The sequence below is a fragment of the Streptomyces sp. S465 genome (assembly GCF_026898115.1).
GTDB lineage: Bacteria > Actinomycetota > Actinomycetes > Streptomycetales > Streptomycetaceae > Streptomyces > Streptomyces luomodiensis.
This window is the reverse complement of the sequence record NZ_CP114036.1, coordinates 892,908-908,166: the sequence shown is the minus strand read 5'-3', so window position 1 is coordinate 908,166 and position 15,259 is coordinate 892,908. Positions and strand designations below refer to the sequence as shown.

14 protein-coding genes are annotated in these 15,259 nt (G+C 72.3%); 4 read left to right on the top strand and 10 right to left on the bottom strand.

The annotated features are described in order from the left end of the window. Window positions 1-14 precede the first annotated feature (14 nt). Together N6H00_RS03755 and polX are read right to left on the bottom strand one after the other, a co-directional pair. On the bottom strand, window positions 15-791 hold the full coding sequence (locus N6H00_RS03755; RefSeq protein WP_268970090.1) for a uracil-DNA glycosylase: 777 nt from the start codon (window positions 789-791) through the stop codon (window positions 15-17). Next, complete coding sequence (gene polX / locus N6H00_RS03750) at window positions 788-2,533, bottom strand: DNA polymerase/3'-5' exonuclease PolX (protein WP_268970089.1); 1,746 nt, start codon at window positions 2,531-2,533, stop codon at window positions 788-790. Before polX ends, N6H00_RS03755 begins: the two co-directional genes overlap by 4 nt. A gap of 131 nt (window positions 2,534-2,664) precedes the next feature. Here polX and N6H00_RS03745 point away from each other — a divergent pair, with 131 nt between their 5' ends. Then, on the top strand, window positions 2,665-3,819 hold the full coding sequence (locus N6H00_RS03745) for a baeRF2 domain-containing protein (RefSeq protein WP_268970088.1): 1,155 nt from the start codon (window positions 2,665-2,667) through the stop codon (window positions 3,817-3,819). Between the two features lie 424 nt (window positions 3,820-4,243). On the opposite strand, the gene N6H00_RS03740 is transcribed toward N6H00_RS03745, so the two are convergent. Beyond that, a complete protein-coding gene (locus tag N6H00_RS03740) occupies window positions 4,244-4,957 on the bottom strand; it encodes an HdeD family acid-resistance protein (RefSeq protein ID WP_268970087.1) in 714 nt (237 codons plus the stop codon). Between the two features lie 203 nt (window positions 4,958-5,160). Here N6H00_RS03740 and N6H00_RS03735 point away from each other — a divergent pair, with 203 nt between their 5' ends. Further along, the gene (locus tag N6H00_RS03735) at window positions 5,161-5,538 is read left to right on the top strand and encodes a DUF2267 domain-containing protein (protein WP_268970086.1); all 378 of its coding nucleotides are present in this window, start codon (window positions 5,161-5,163) and stop codon (window positions 5,536-5,538) included. A 103-nt stretch (window positions 5,539-5,641) separates the two neighbouring features. Here N6H00_RS03735 and N6H00_RS03730 read toward each other — a convergent pair whose 3' ends face one another. The 6 genes from N6H00_RS03730 to bglX form a co-directional block, all read right to left on the bottom strand. Further along, window positions 5,642-6,073 carry a TIGR03668 family PPOX class F420-dependent oxidoreductase gene (locus tag N6H00_RS03730; RefSeq protein WP_268970085.1) on the bottom strand — a complete coding sequence of 144 codons (432 nt, stop codon included), beginning with the start codon at window positions 6,071-6,073 and terminating at the stop codon, window positions 5,642-5,644. 16 nt (window positions 6,074-6,089) lie between these two features. After that, window positions 6,090-6,914 carry an LLM class F420-dependent oxidoreductase gene (locus tag N6H00_RS03725; RefSeq protein WP_268970084.1) on the bottom strand — a complete coding sequence of 275 codons (825 nt, stop codon included), beginning with the start codon at window positions 6,912-6,914 and terminating at the stop codon, window positions 6,090-6,092. A 168-nt stretch (window positions 6,915-7,082) separates the two neighbouring features. Next, window positions 7,083-7,922, bottom strand: coding sequence for an SDR family oxidoreductase (locus tag N6H00_RS03720; protein WP_268970083.1), 840 nt, complete (start codon window positions 7,920-7,922; stop codon window positions 7,083-7,085). Window positions 7,923-8,086: 164 nt separating this feature from the next. After that, window positions 8,087-8,905: a SigB/SigF/SigG family RNA polymerase sigma factor gene (locus tag N6H00_RS03715; protein ID WP_268970082.1), complete on the bottom strand. Its 819-nt coding sequence runs from the start codon at window positions 8,903-8,905 to the stop codon at window positions 8,087-8,089. Window positions 8,906-9,166: 261 nt separating this feature from the next. Continuing rightward, on the bottom strand, window positions 9,167-10,087 hold the full coding sequence (locus tag N6H00_RS03710; RefSeq protein ID WP_268970081.1) for an AEC family transporter: 921 nt from the start codon (window positions 10,085-10,087) through the stop codon (window positions 9,167-9,169). Window positions 10,088-10,319: 232 nt separating this feature from the next. Next, the gene (gene bglX / locus N6H00_RS03705; protein ID WP_268970080.1) at window positions 10,320-12,605 is read right to left on the bottom strand and encodes a beta-glucosidase BglX; all 2,286 of its coding nucleotides are present in this window, start codon (window positions 12,603-12,605) and stop codon (window positions 10,320-10,322) included. 263 nt (window positions 12,606-12,868) lie between these two features. On the opposite strand from bglX, the gene N6H00_RS03700 reads away from it, so the two are divergent. Next, complete coding sequence (locus N6H00_RS03700; RefSeq protein WP_268970079.1) at window positions 12,869-13,006, top strand: hypothetical protein; 138 nt, start codon at window positions 12,869-12,871, stop codon at window positions 13,004-13,006. Further along, a complete protein-coding gene (locus N6H00_RS03695; RefSeq protein ID WP_268970078.1) occupies window positions 12,999-14,477 on the top strand; it encodes an FGGY-family carbohydrate kinase in 1,479 nt (492 codons plus the stop codon). The genes N6H00_RS03700 and N6H00_RS03695 overlap by 8 nt, the downstream gene beginning before the upstream one ends. A gap of 25 nt (window positions 14,478-14,502) precedes the next feature. On the opposite strand, the gene N6H00_RS03690 is transcribed toward N6H00_RS03695, so the two are convergent. After that, on the bottom strand, window positions 14,503-15,186 hold the full coding sequence (locus tag N6H00_RS03690) for a GntR family transcriptional regulator (RefSeq protein ID WP_268970077.1): 684 nt from the start codon (window positions 15,184-15,186) through the stop codon (window positions 14,503-14,505). Between the last annotated feature and the right edge of the window lie 73 nt (window positions 15,187-15,259).

Sequence of the window (15,259 nt, the reverse complement as noted above, 5' to 3'; positions counted from 1 at the left end):
TCCGGCCGCCGTCGTCAGGACGGGCCGGGGCGCGGGGCCGGTAGTCCGGCCGCCTCCGCCGCGGCGGCGAGCACCTCGCGCAGCATGGCCGGGGTGAGCCGTCCGGTGAAGGTGTTCTGCTGGCTCACGTGATAGCAGCCGAAGAGCGTGAGCGGCGCCCCGCCGTCGGCCGCTCGCAGGGTGATCCGCGCGCCGTGCGCGAACACCGGACGCGGCCGGGACACGGCCCATCCGGCCTCCGCCAGCGCGGGCATCACGGCCTGCCAGCCGAACGCGCCGAGCACCACGGCGGACCGCAGCGTCGGCCGCAGCAGCCGCAGCTCCCGGGCCAGCCACGGGCGGCAGGTGTCCCGCTCCTCGGGGGTGGGCCGGTTGGCGGGCGGGGCGCAGTGCACCGGCGAGGTGATCCTGACCCCGCGCAGCTCCAGGCCGTCGTCGCGGTGGGTGGCGGTGGGCTGGTTGGCCAGCCCCAGGTCGTACAGCGCCGCGTACAGGAAGTCGCCGGAGCGGTCGCCGGTGAACATCCGGCCCGTGCGGTTGGCGCCGTGGGCGGCCGGTGCGAGCCCCACGAGCGCCACCGCGGCGTCCGGCGGCCCGAACCCGGGCACCGGCCGCCCCCAGTAGTCCCAGTCGGCGAAGGCCCGGCGCTTGGTGCGGGCGGCCTCCTCCCGCCACTCGACCAGCCGGGGGCAGGCGCGGCAGTGGATCAGCCGTTCGTCCAGCCCGGCGAGGGTTCCGGCGGCGGGGGCCTGACGGGCGGGGTAGGAGTGTGCGGGTTCGAAGGTGCTCATGTGGCAGGCTGGTGCCCCGTGTCCTTGCGCAGGAAACGCCGCAGCCGGGTCAGCGGCCAGGTGTTGATGATGTCGTCCGGGGTGAGCCAGCCCCGCTGGGCCATGCCCACCCCGTACCGCATGTTGTCCAGGTCCCGGGTCGAGTGGGCGTCGCTGTCCAGGGCGAACACCACCCCGTGCGACTTGGCCCGCAGGATGTTCTCGTCCGACAGGTCGAGCCGGTCCGGATGCGCGTTGATCTCCAGCGCGGTGCCGGTGCGGGCGCAGGCGTCGAACACCTCGTCCAAGTCGGCGTCGATGCCCGGCCGTTTGCCGATCAGCCGGGTCGTCGGATGGCCGATGACATGGACGTTCGGGTTCTCGCAGGCCCTCACGAGCCGCCGGGTCATGACGTCGCGGGGCTGGCCGAAATGGGTGTGCACCGAGGCCACGCACAGATCGAAGTCGTCGAGGAAGTCGGGCGGCCAGTCCACGTCCCCGTCGGCGTCGATGTTCAGCTCCACTCCGTGCAGCAGCCGGGTGTCCCGGTGGCCGCGTCCCCGGTCGAGCCGGCGCACCCGCTCCCGCTGGGCCAGCATCTTCTCCTCGGTCATCTGCTGCATGTACAGCTTGGGCGCGTGATCGGTGATGGCGTAGTACGCGTATCCGCGCCGCTCCGCCTTGTCGATCATGGCTTCCAGCGGTTCCAGCCCGTCGGTGAGATCGGTGTGGGTGTGCAGATCGCCCCGCAGATCGGATTCCGTCACCAGCCGGGGGAGTTGGCCTTCGAGGGCGGCCTTGACCTCGCCCCGGTCCTCGCGCAGCGTCGGCGGGATCCAGTCCATGCCGAGCCGGGCGTAGACGTCCTCCTCGCTCCGTGAGGCGACGGTCTTCCCGCTCTTGGTCTCGAAGAGGCCGTACTCGGAGAGTTTGAGGCCATGGCGCACCGCGATCGCGCGGACGCGGATGTTGTGCGCCTTGGAGCCGGTGAAGTAGAGCAGCCCCGCGCCCCACGAGTCCAGTGGCAGGACCCGCAGATCCACCTGGAGCCCCTTCGTGGTGCGGATCGAGGTCTTCTTACCGCCGTGTGCGATCACCTCGGAGGTGAGCGGCAGCCCGGTGAACGCCTCCATGAACGGGCCGGATTCCTCCGCCGCGACCAGGATGTCCACATCGCCCACGGTCTCCTTCATCCGGCGCAGCGACCCCGCGTACGCACACCGCCGGCAGCCGGGCACCCGGGACAGGGCGGAGACGATGTCATCGGCCACCTCCATGGCCTCGTGGAGCGGGATGCGCCGGCCGACGGCGCGCATCATCTCGATGCCGTGGAGGATGTTCTCCTCGGACTTCGGCCCGAAGCCCTTGAGATCGCGCAGCTGGTGTTCCTCGATCGCCCCCGCCAGCTGGTCGATCGAGGAGATCCGCAGCTCCTCGTAGAGGATCATGGCCTTCTTGGGGCCGAGCGCCGGGATGGCGGTCAGCTCCCGCACCCCGGCCGGGATCGCGGCGCGCGCCTCCTCGACGGCGGGCATGGTCCCGGTGCGCAGATACTCGACCACCTTGTCGGCGATCGACCGGCCTACATTGGGGATCTCCCGCAACCCCTTGGCGTCGAACTGCGAGATGTCGGCCGGGTGGCCGCCGATCGCGCGGGCGGCCTTCTCATAGGCACGCGCCCGGTACGCGTCCCCGCCCGTGATCAGGAGGAGATCGGCGTACTCACGCAGGAGGGCTTCGACCTCCTCGTTGGAGCGAGCCATGACAGCGATTCTAGTCGTCCCTGGCGATCCCGGTGAGGTGGAGGGATGCTGGGGACAGGAGTGGAACCGTGATCCGAGGACGTCGGGTCGACCGGTTCCGGCCGTGTGGTTCCCCGGGTTTGGGGGAGGTCATGGACGTTGGATTCCTGAAGCCGTTGTTCGACCGCCCCGGTCCATGGGCGTGCGTGTACATGGACACCTCCCGCACCATGGAGGACGCGCCCAGGCGGCGCCGACTGCGGGAGCGGTTCGTGGCGGACCAGCTGGCCGGCCAGGGCGCCGACCGCGCCACCTGTGACGCGGTGGTCGCGCGGCTGGCCGATGAGCAGGAGGCCAGGGCCTCCGCGGGGCGGGCGCTGTTCGCGACGGGCGGCGAGGTGCTGCTCGACCTGCCGCTGGCCACGGCCCCGCTCGATGTCGAGACGTCCTGGTCCGCGCTGCCCCGGGTGGCGCCGCTGGCCTCGTTGCGCGGTGAGTGGCCGGTCTGTCTGGTGGCCCTCGTCGACCAGGCGGGCGCCGATCTGGAACTGCGGGACGACACCGGTACCCGCCCGGCGGGCCGCGCCGCGGGCGGCAGGGTGTACGGCCGGGGCCACCGGTCGGTGCCCGCCGACCGCCAGGAGTGGCACTACCGCAACCGGGTCGGGAACACCTGGGAGCAGACCGCCGACCGGGTGGCCGACGAGCTGGAGCGGCGGTGGGCCGACGGCGAGGCCGAACTGCTGGTCCTGGCCGGTGACCCGCGCGGGCGCCGGGCGGTACGCGACCGGCTGCCCGAGCCGCTGCGGGACCAGGTGGCGGAGATGCGCCACGGCAGCAGGGCCGCCGGCTGCTCCGAGCTGCTCGACACGGAGATCGCCCACGCGCGGGCGGAGCACGCCCGTGCCCATCTGGAGTCGGTCCTCGACCTCTTCCGCGCCGGGCGGGGCCGCCCCGGCGGACCGGGCCTGGGCGGGCACGACGCCACCGCGACGCCGAGCAGCGGGGCGGCGGAGGGGGTGCCGGCGGTCGTGGAGGTCATGCGCAGCCACCAGGCGGCCACGCTGCTGCTGGGGCACGAGGGGGGCGACATGCGCCATGAGGTGTGGATCGGCCCCGGCGCCGATCAGCTGGCCGTGCAGCGGTCCCAGGCACGCGCCATGGGCGTCCGCGCGCCCGAACCGGCGCGCGTGGACGACGCGCTGATGCGGTCCGCGGCGGTGGCCGACACCGAGGTGCTGCTGGTGCCCGAGGGAGTGCCGGGACCCGCCGGTGGCCTGGGCGCGGTGCTGCGCTGGCACGCGTGAGGAACGCGGTGAGCCGGTGGCCGGGGATCTCGGACTGGAACACCGCCACCGGTAGCGTCCCCGCGGCCCGCAATCCACGCTGGACGACGGTTTCCTGAAATCGTGTCGAAAGGAATTTTCCCGGCGCGTCCGGCGCATGGTGCAAGTTCACACTTTTGTATGCTTTCTCCAGCGCGTCGTTCCCTCGTGTCGGACAGTCACTGTCCGTACGCTCACGAAAGGGGCTCCATATGCACACCATGGAGGTTCGCCCACCGGTACCCAGCCGTTCCAGCAGCAGATGGCGTCGATACGGCCGGCTCGCCGCCGCCAACTTCGTCCGAGGCGCGTCGTACGCGTGCGGCACCGCGGCCATCGGCCTGATGGCGTGGTGGGTGCAGACCCGCTGACCCGGACCGGCCCGCGGACCGGGCCGCGGATCGGGCTACGGCTGAGGATGCGGCTGAGAGCGGAACGGGAAGTGCAGCCCCCGGTGTTCCTTGCGGGGAGCGCCGCGGCCGCCGAGGCGGGTGCGCAACTGGATGCCGTGCATGACCTCGATGATGCCGAGGGCGAGCAGCCAGATGCCGGTCACCACGGTGAGCGCGGTGATCGAGCCGAAGGGTGCCACGATCAGGATGATCCCGGCCAGGATGGTGATCGCGCCGAGGAACAGCTGCCAGCCCCGGGCGGGCATGCCCTCGCCGGAGATGGCGGTGGCGGTCTGCATCACGCCCCGGATCAGCCAGGAGAAGCCCACCCACAGCGCGAGCAGCAGGATCGACTGGGCCGGGCCCCGGAAGCACAGCAGTCCCAGCAGCACGCTCAGCGCCCCGGTGATGAAGCTCAGCACCCGCAGATGTCCCGGTATGTGCGCACCGAAGGCCCCGGCCAGCTGAAAGGCCCCACTGATCACCAGATAGGCGCCGAACAGGGCGCCGACCACCGCCAGAGTGGCCCCCGGCCACGCCAGCACCATGACACCCAGCGCGATCGCCACCACACCGGCGGTCACCAGGACCTGCCAGGCGGCGTCGGACAGGATGTTCTGCACCGTCGCGTACGGGTCGCCCTCACCGAAGGGCCGCTGTCCCGGCTGACCATAGGGTTCCTCTCTCGGCCGGCCGGCGCCGTGCGGAGTGTCGGAGGAGTAAGTCATGGTCGTCCACCTCCTTGGGGGAACATGACGGCCGTAGCCCACACCACCATCGTCCCCCCGTGCCCGTCCCGGCGCCTGATGACACCGCGCCACCGGGACACCTCCGGCGTCCGGGCGGGTCCGGACGTGCCTCGCGGGTGGCGGACGCGCGTGGCAAGGTGGTGGGTGAGGCGGTTCCTGGTGCGCGTCAGAGGGAGGCCCGCATGGACGACAGGGAGTTCTTCCAGACCGTGGCGGACCGCACCCAGCTCTCCCGGCAGGAAGCGGCCGACGTCACCCGCGCCACGCTCGAGACCCTCGCGGCCCGGCTGAGCGCGGGCGAGGCCCGCGATCTCGCCTCGGAGCTGCCCGAGCGCCTCCGCGAAGCCCTCCGGCGGGGGCGGGACGAGATGGAGGTCTTCGACGTCGACGAGTCGATCCGCAGGGTGCGGGAGCGCACCGGGCTGTCCGAGACGGAGGCCGGCCGAGGCGTCCGGGCGGTCCTCGCCACGCTCCGGGAGGCCGTCTCCCGGGAGGAGTACGACCACGCCATGTCCCAGCTGGGCAGCGAGTTCGCGAGGATGGCGGAGACCACGCCCTGACGCGGAGATGCGGAGACCACGCGCCGACGCGGAGGCTTCGCGCCGAGCGGAGTCCACACCCTGACGTCGAGTCCACGCGCCGACGCGGCTCCAAACACTGGGCTCACACGGCCCGCCAGCCGCTCCACCGCTCGACGGTGACCTCCACGACCGGCCCGCGCGGCGGCCGGTCCCGGTACTGGGCGGGATAGGCGTCCACGAGCAGCCGGACGTGACCCGCGGACTCCGCCGACTCGTCCGCCGGCGGCAGGACGCGGGCCGTACCGTCGCCCCGCGCCCACCACAGGTGGTCCCAGTTCTCGTCGTAGTCGTCCACCAGGAGGCATACCGCCGGGTGTGCGCGGATGTTGTCCAGGCGCTTCAGCCGTGTCGTCCGCTTCGGCTTGTGGTCGACGGCCATCACCACCGTGTCACCGGTCAGCGCGAAGACCACCGGCACCAGATGCGGGCGGTCCCCGGTGCCGACGGTCGCCAGCCGGGCCAGCGGGGCCCGTACGAAACGTTCGCGCGCCTGCGCGCTCGTCATCTTCGGCATCGTGGTCCTTGGCGGCTCACTGGAACCGGGCGGCGATCCGCGCCATCGCGTCCAGCCGCGCCATCGTCTCCGCCTCCGGCACCGTCGGCAGATAGAACAGCACCCGCTCCACACCGAGGCGCTGATACCCCTCGAGCGCGTCGGGGTCCTCGGGCACCGCGTACACCGTCACCGGCACCTCGCGGCCGGCCACCTCGCGCAGCCGCTCGATCTGCGGACGCAGGCGCTCGGGCGACTCGCTGTTGGCCAGCCAGGCGTCACCGAGGGCGGCGATCCGCCGGAACGCGCCCTCACCGCCGCCCACATAGATCGGCGGATGCGGCCGCTGGACCGGCTTGGGCCACTGGTACACGGGGTCGAAGTGCACGAACTCCCCGTGGAATTCGGCCTTCTCCTTCGTCCACAGCGCGATGATGGCCTGGAGCCGCTCGTTCACCAGCCGGCCCCGGGTGGCCGGATCCGTGCCGTGGTTCTCCATCTCCTCGCGGTTCCAGCCGATACCGACCCCGAAGACCGCCCTTCCGCCGGAGACCAGGTCCAGGGAGGCCACTTCCCGGGCGGTGATGATCGGGTCCCGTTGCGCCACCAGGGCGACACCGGTCCCCAGCAGCAGCGACCGGGTGACCGCCGCGATCGCGCTCAGCGTGACGAACGGGTCGAGGGTGCGGTAGTAGATCTCCGGCAGCTCTCCGCCACCCGGATAGGGGGTGCGGCGCTCCACCGGGATATGGCTGTGCTCCGCGATGAAGAGCGAGTCGAACCCGCGCTCCTCGAGGGCCCGCCCCAGGGGGACGGGCTGGACGCCCTGGTCGGTGACGAAGGTGGACACGCCGATTCTCACTGCGGCTCCTTGGGAAGATGCGCCGATGTCTGCGGGAACCACATGGGTACCCGGCCGCGCGGAAACCGCAACGGTGCGCACGAGTGACGCGGCCGGGCCCGGTGGTCCGGACGGCCCATCCGTCCTCCCGGGCCCCACCCGCCTTCCCAGGCCCCGCCCCGTCCCGGCTCAGCCGCCCGTGGCGAAACCGGGGAAGAGGGTCATGCCGCCGTCCACGTAGAAGGTGGTGCCCACCACGTAGTCGCACAGGTCGGAGGCCAGGACGACGACGGCGTTGGCGATGTCCACAGGGGTACCGATCCGGCCGTACGGGATGAGCTCCCCGAGCGCGGCCCGTGCCTCGGGGGTCTCCCAGGCACTGCGGTTGATCGGGGTCTTGACGGCGCCCGGCGCGATGGAGTTCACCCTGATCCGCTGGGGCGCGAACTCCTGGGCCAGGGTCTCCATCAGCATCGCCACGCCGCCCTTGGCCGCCGCGTAGTTCACATGGCCGGCCCACGGGATGGTCTGGTGGACCGAGCTCATGCAGATGATCTTCCCGGCCGCCCGCGACACCTCCGGAACCACTCCGCGCCGCAGGAACTCCTTGATCGCCTCCCGGGCGCACAGGAACTGGCCGGTGAGGTTGACGGAGATCACTTTCTCCCACTGTGCCAGCGTCATCTCCGTCGTCGGGGCGTCGCGCTGGAGTCCCGCGTTGCTGACGAGAACGTCGATCGTGCCCAGGCGGTCGATCATCGTGGCCATCATGTCGACGACCTGGTCCTCCTGGGACACATCCGCCTGGTGGGCGTAGGCCCGCACCCCGTGGCTCTTGATCTCGGCGACGACGGCCTCGGCGGCGGGCCGGTCGCTGACGTAGTTGACCACCACCTCCGCGCCGGAGCGCCCCAGGGCGATCGCGGTCGCTTTTCCGATTCCCGAGTTGGCCCCGGTCACCAGCGCTTTCTGGCCCTTGAGGAGTTCCGGGACGTGCACCGGAGGGGGACGATCGGGAAGGGTGTTCACTGGCTTTCGTCTCCTTCGTTCGGGCGTCCGTCATCCGCCGCCCCGACCCTCGCAGCCGGCGGCGGGAGTCCTCGCTCCCCACGGCGCCGCGGTCACCCACTGGGGCGATGCACATCGTTCCAGCGGCGCAACGCGGGGTTTCCGGCGCGACGCGGGGCTTCGGCTCAGCCGGCCTCGGCCAGCGCCTGGGCGCGCAGCGTCGAGCACGTGCGGTTGATGAGCCGTGAGACGTGCATCTGGGAGATGCCCAGCTGCTCGGCGATCCGGCTCTGGGTCATATCGCAGAAGAACCGCAGGTAGAGGATCTGCCGCTCCCGGTCGGGGAGCCGGGTGAGTCCGGGCCGTACGGCCTCGCGGTCCACCACCCGGTCGTACGCGGGCTCCTGGGCGCCGAGCGTGTCGGCCAGGGAGTAGCCGTCGTCGGAGCCGGGCAGCTGGGCGTCCAGGGACAGCGGGGTGAAGCTGCCCATGGCCTCCATACCGGTGCGCACCTCCTTCTCGGTCAGACCGGTGCGCTCGGCGATGTCCTGGGCCCGCGGCGGCCGGTCGTCCAGCGAATGGGACAGCTCCCGGTCGGCGGCCCGCACCCGGTTGCGCAGGTCCTGGACCCGGCGGGGGACGTGCAGCACCCACAGGTGGTCCCGGAAGTGGCGCTTGATCTCACCGACGATGGTGGGCACCGCGAACCCGACGAAGGCGGTGCCGTGTTCCGGGTCGTACCGCTTGACGGCCTTCACCAGGCCGAGCGCCGCCACCTGCTGGAGGTCCTCCAGGGACTCGCCGCGGTTGCGGTACTGCCGGGCCAGCCGCTCGGCCATCGGCATCCACGCCTCCACCACCCGCCCGCGCAGCGCCTCCTTCTCGGGCCCCTCCGGGAGGCGGGCCAGCTGCGCGAACTCGGCGCTGGTGTCCGGCGCGTCGTCGTGCGGGTGCTTCCCGGGGCCGGTCTGGGGTCGTGCCATGTCCTGCGTCGCGGTCGTCACGGAACACACCTCCTGCGATGGGCTGACGGGTCGCCTGGGACCTGGGGTGCACCGCGGGAGGTTCACGGGGACGTGCGGACCGGCGCGCCGCCGCGGTCCGGAGCAGTACAGACTGCTCCCGCGGTGCGTGCCTGCGGTCCGAAGCACGAGTATCCGCCTGCCCTGGGCCCCGAGGGGTAAACCAGGCGTTCTTCCCGGCGGGTTGGCCGAGCGGCACACCGGTGCGATACGCCCCGGTGCCCGGCCGCCGCGGGGCCTCACTCAGCCCAGCAGCACCGCGACCGTCATCAGCACCGGTGCCGCGAGCAGGGTGGACAGCAGAATCGACTCCCGGGCCAGGATGGTGGCGGTCTCATACCGTGCGGCATAGGTGAACAGGTTCTGTGCGGCCGGCAGCGCGGAGGTCACGACGGCGGCGAAGAGCGCCGGACCGCTCAGCCGGAACACCCCCGCCGCGATGGCCCAGGCCACCACCGGCTGGGCGAAGGACTTCAGCGCCACCGACAGCAGCACCGGCCCGCGTTCCGCGCCACGTCCGGGGAGTTCGCTGCCCGGCAGCGAGATCCCGAAGGCCAGCAGTACGGCGGGCACGGACATGCCGCCCAGCAGCGAGAGCGGTTCCATGACCGGCCCGGGGACATGCCAGCCGGCGGCGGCCACCAGGACACCGGACAGCGAGCCGATCACGATCGGGTTGCGGAACGGCGTGGTCAGCCTGCGCAGCGCCGAGGTCCGCTGGGCGGGCCGGCTGAGATCGATGACGGTCAGGGCGATCGGGGTCATCACGAGCTGCTGGAAGAGCAGCACCGGCGCGATCAGGGTGGCGTCCCCGAGGACGTACATGGCGATGGGAATGCCGAGGTTGCCCGCGTTGACATAGCTCGCGCACAGCGCGCCGATCGTCGTCCGGCCGACGCTCCACCGCCGCACGGCGCCGACGGTGACGAACGCCCCCGCGACGACGACGGTGCTCAGGGCCGTCACCAGCAGCGGGGTGGAGACGATGACGGACAGGTCGGCCCTGGAGAGCGTGGTGAACATCAGGGCCGGGGAGGCGACATCGAACGACAGCTTGGTGAGCACATCCCGGCCGTGGTCGCCCAAGGAGCCGCGGCGCCCGATGACATAGCCGGTGACGATGATGGTCGCGATGACGCCGAAGCCGGTGATCACACCGCCCACGGGACCTCCGCCCCACCGGGGCAGGGGCGGGCCACGCGGTGGGCCGCGGGGTCCCGCCCGGTCGTCGTGGTGGTCGGGGGCGGGGGCGCGGCGGTCATCAAGGGCGTCTTCCGGGGTGCGTAGCGGTCAGCATGCACCCTACAAGTAACGCGGCCGCGGCGCTGTGAAGTCGCTTACGCACATGACGTCCCGCGCAGGACGTTCCCGCGCATGGCGTTCCCGCACATGATGTTCAGATGATGGTGAGGATCCGCTTCCGGTGCGCTCGGGAACTGTTGCCCGCGAACACCTGGATCTCGCCCTTCTGGAGCAGGAACCTGCCGTGCGGGTCCTGCGTCCAGAAGCCCAGCTCCTCGGCGCTCAGCCGGAAGCGGACCGTGGTGGCCTGGCCGGCGCCGAGGCTGACCCGGCGGAAGCCGCTGAGCCTGCGGACCGGTTGCACGATGCTCGCCACCGGATCGCGGATGTAGAGCTGCACCACCTCATCGCCCCTGCGGCGCCCGGTGTTGCGCACCGGGACCGCCACCTCCACGGTGTCGCCCTTGCGCAGCGCCTCGGCCCGGACGCGGCTCACGCTGAGCCGGGGTTCGCCGATGTCGAAGGTGGTGTAGCTGAGGCCGTGGCCGAAGGGGAACTGGGGCCCGTTGACCAGGTCCAGGTACCCAGAGGTGTAGTGGTTGTGCGGGTCGTAGGGGCGTCCGGTGTTCTCGTGGTTGTAGTAGAGGGGGATCTGCCCGACGGTGCGCGGGAAGGTCACCGGGAGCTTGCCGCCGGGATTCACGGTGCCGAAGAGCACGTCCGCGATGGCGTTGCCGCCCTCGATGCCCGGATGCCACGCCTGGAGCACGGCGGGGGTGCGGTCCAGCCAGCCCTCCATCGTCAGCGGGCGTCCGCTCAGCAGCACCACCACGAACGGCGCGCCGGTGTCCGCGATGGCGCTGATCAGCTTCTCCTGCGCGCCGGGCAGCCCGAGGTCGCTGCGCACCGCCGCCTCCCCGCTGAGTGTCGCCGCCTCGCCGGCCACGACCACGGTCACATCCGTCGCCCTGGCCGCCGAGACCGCCCGTGCGATGCCCCTGGTGTTCCGGCCGGAGGCGGCCACGCCTCGCTCATGGCTGATATGAGCCTTCGGGGCCGCGTCCTTGACCGCGTCCAGGACCGTGACCGGGGGATACGCCTCGGCCCAGGTACCGGCCCAGGAGCCGCGCAGATCGGTGGAGTCGGCGAACGGCCCGACCACGGCGATGGAGCCCGACCTGTCGAGCGGGAGCGTGGACTTCTCGTTCTTGAGCAGCACCATGGTGCGCGCGGCCGCCGCGCGTGCCGCCGCCCGGGACGCCTTGGTGGGTCCGGTGATCGCCGTGTGTTCGTCCGCGTACGGGTGGTCGAAGAGCCCGAGCCGGAACTTCAGCCGCAGGACGCGGGCCACCGCCTCGTCCAGGTGGGCGGTGGTGATCCGCCCGCTGCGCAGCAGCCGCTTGCCGTACTCGTTGAGGGTGGTGCTGGCCATCTCCATGTCGATTCCGGCGTCGAAGGCCAGCCGGGCCGCGTCGGCGCGGTCGGCGGCATAGCCGTGGACGATCATTTCCTCGACGCCGTCGTAGTCGCTGACGACGAAGCCGGTGAAGGCCCACTCCTCCTTGAGGATCTCGGTCAGCGCGTGCCGGTAGCCGTGGGCGGGAACTCCGCTGACGGTGTTGAAGCCGGCCATGACGGTGGCCACCCCGGCGTCCACGGCCGCCTTGAACGGGGGCAGGTAGAGGTTGCGCAGCCGGGCCTCGGAGACGTCCACCGTGTTGTAGTCGCGGCCGCCCTCGACGCCCCCGTAGGCGATCATGTGCTTGGCGCAGGCCGCGAGGCGGTGCCGGGAGCTGAGGTCCGCGCCCTGGTAGCCGCGGGTCTTGGCGGCCGCGAGCGCCGCTGTCAGATACGGGTCCTCGCCGCCGCCCTCGGCGATCCGCCCCCAGCGCGGTTCGTGGGTGACGTCCATCATCGGGGAGAACGCCCAGTGCACCCCGTTGGAGCGGGCCTCCTTCGCCGACACCTCCGCGTCCCGCTCGGCCACCGCGGGGTCGAAGGCGGCCGCCTGGGCGAGGGGGATGGGGAAGGTGGTCCACATGCCATGGATGACGTCGAGCCCGAAGATCAGCGGAATGCCCAGCCGGGACTTCTCGACGGCCATCCGTTGCAGGGTGTTGGTGGTCCGGGCGCCGTAGATGTTGAGCACGGAGCCCAGCCTGCCCCTGCGGGCCGCCTTCTCCGCGGCGGCGGTCTGCCCGCCGCCGGGTCCGGTTGCGCCGGTCCAGGCCAGCTGCTGGAGCTGGCCCAGCTTCTCCTCGACGGTCATCCGCCCCAGCAGGGCCTGGATCCTGGCCTCATGGGGACCGGGCTCCGCCTGCGCCCGCCGGGCCCCGTCAGCGGAGGCGGGCGGGCCCTGGGCCCGTGCGGTCGCGGCCTTGCCCGCGATGGCCGTCCCCCCGGCCGCGGCGAGCACCGTACGTCTGCGCACATCGTTCATGGTCTTGATCCCTTGAGGAGTACCCCGAGTGATCCCGTGAAGAGCCCCCGAGGGCCGTGAGGAGTCCGAGTGCGGGAGGGGAGCGGCCACCTTCGCCGTGGGCCTTCTGCCAACGTACGCCACGATCGGCGCCCGGGCCCCGGTACTTCCGGGGGTCCCGCGTCCGCCGGGCGGCACTGTTCCGGGCCGGTGGCCAAGGGCGATGATGAGGTCAACGGTCAACCGTTGACCAGTGCCGCCAACCCGTCGGAAGGAGCCCGTCGGTGCCCGTCACCCCGCTGCGGCAGCAGCAGCCCCTCGGCGAGACCGCCCTGACCACCTCGCGCGAACGCCTCCTCGGCGCCAGGAACCGGGTGCGCTCCGCGCCGCGCTCGGCCCGTGCGGCGGCCGGCCATGAGTGATCCGCTCTTCCTCGGGGTGGACATCGGCACCGGCTCGTCCAAGGGCGTGGCGGTCCGCGCCGACGGCCGGGTGCTCGTCCGCGCCACCCGCCCGCACCGCACCGCCACACCCCGGCCCGGGTGGTTCGAGCACGACGCCGAGACCGTGTGGTGGGCCGACTTCACCGCTGTCGTCCGCGAACTGCTGGCCGCCGAAGGCGTGGCCGCGCGGGCGGTGGCCGGCGTCGGGGTGTCCGGCATCGGGCCGTGTCTGCTGCCCGCCGACGCGGCCGGCCGGCCGCTGCGCCCCGCGATCCTGTACGGCGTCGACACCCGCGCCACCGCCGAGATCGCCGAGCTCACCGCCGAACTCGGCGCACGGGAGATCCTGGCCCGCGGCGGCTCCCCGCTCACCAGCCAGGCGGTCGGCCCGAAGCTGCGCTGGCTCGCCCGCCGGGAACCGGAGGTGTGGCGGCGCACCCGCCGGTTCTTCATGGCCTCCAGTCTGCTGGTGCACCGGCTGACCGGGGAGTACCGGCTGGACCACCACTCGGCCAGCCAGTGCGATCCGCTCTACGACCTCGACGCCCGGCGCTGGAACGAGGACTGGTCCCAGCGCGTCGCCCCCGGCCTCGGCCTGCCGGAGCTCGCCTGGCCCGGTGAGGTGGTCGGCACCGTGCACGCGGCCGCCGCCGAGGCCACCGGGCTGCCCGAGGGGACGCCGGTGACCGCGGGCACCATCGACGCGTGGGCGGAGGCCGCCAGCGTGGGCGCGCTGGACCCCGGTGACACCATGGTGATGTACGGCTCGACCATGTTCCTCACCGCCATGGGCGACCGGCCGATGCGCCACCCCGCGCTGTGGGGCACCACCGGGGTGCGGCCCGGCAGTTACTGCCTCGCGGCCGGCATGGCCACCTCCGGCAGCCTCACCGAGTGGCTGCGCGACCTCACCGGCTCGGACTTCGCCACCCTGCTGGCCGAGGCCGAGCGGATCCCGCCCGGAGCGCGCGGTCTGCTGATGCTGCCGTACTTCGCCGGGGAGCGCACCCCGGTGTTCGACCCCCGGGCGCGGGGCACGGTCATCGGGCTGACCCTGCACCACGGGCGCGCCGAGCTGTACCGGGCGGCGCTGGAGGCCACCGCGTTCGGAGTGCGCCACAACCTGGAGGCGTTCGCCGACGCGGGGGCCCGGATCGACCGGCTGGTCGCGGTCGGCGGCGGCGCCCGCAGCCTGTGGACGGCCATCGTCTCCGCGGCGACCGGTCGGCCGCAGTGCGTCCCCGCCGAGACCGTCGGCGCCTCCTTCGGCGACGCCGCCCTGGTGGCCGGGGCCCTCGGCGCCGACACCGAGGACTGGAACCCGGTGGTCGCGACCGTCGCACCGGACCAGGAGTGGCGCGCGGTCTACGACACCCGCTACCCGCTGTACCGGGAGCTGTACGAGGCGACCCGGCACATCGGACACGCGCTGGCCGACTCGGCGCCGTGACGGCGGACGGGCGCCGGGGTCCGCTTCAGTCGGCCCGGCGCTCGTCCATGCCCGCCATCAGGGCCTGGTGGCTCATGCGCACATGCTCCCGCATCACCCGCTCCGCACCGTCGCCGTCCTTGGCCCGGATCAGGCTCAGGACGCGGTGGTGCTCATCGTCGGACTCGACCAGCCGGCCGGGCCGGGACAGCGAGGTGCGCACCAGCCGGGCGTAGGCCAGCTGGTTCATCAGGGTGCGGTAGTGGGCCTCCAGCTTGCTGTTGTCCGCACCCACCACGATCACGTCGTGGAACTCGTGGACCAGCGCCGCGTACCGCTCGGCGTCGCCGTCCCGGACGGCCGCGTCGGCCGCCGTCATGGTGGCCTCCAGCCGCTCCACTTCGGGCACGTTCCCGCGGAAGGCCAGCAGCCGGGCGGCGGCCCCCTCCAGCAGCTCCTTCATCTGGAACAGCTCGGTCAGCTCACGCCGGGACGGTACGGCGACGAACGTGCCGACCCGCGGCCGCACTTCGACCAGCCCCTCGATCTGGAGCTGTTTGAGGGCCTCGCGGATGGGCGTCCGGCTGACGCCGAAGGTCTCGGACAGCGCCATCTCGGAGAGGCTGGAGCGGGGCGGCAGCTCACCACTGATGATCATCTGCCGCAGCTCTTCGGCGACCCTCGCCTGCATGCTGGTCTGCTGAAGCCGCTTTCCGGCGGGTCGTTGCATGGCACGTGACCCTAGATGTGACCATCGCTTCCCGTCAACTGAGGACGGGACCGTGGCGGAAGCCGCGGACATA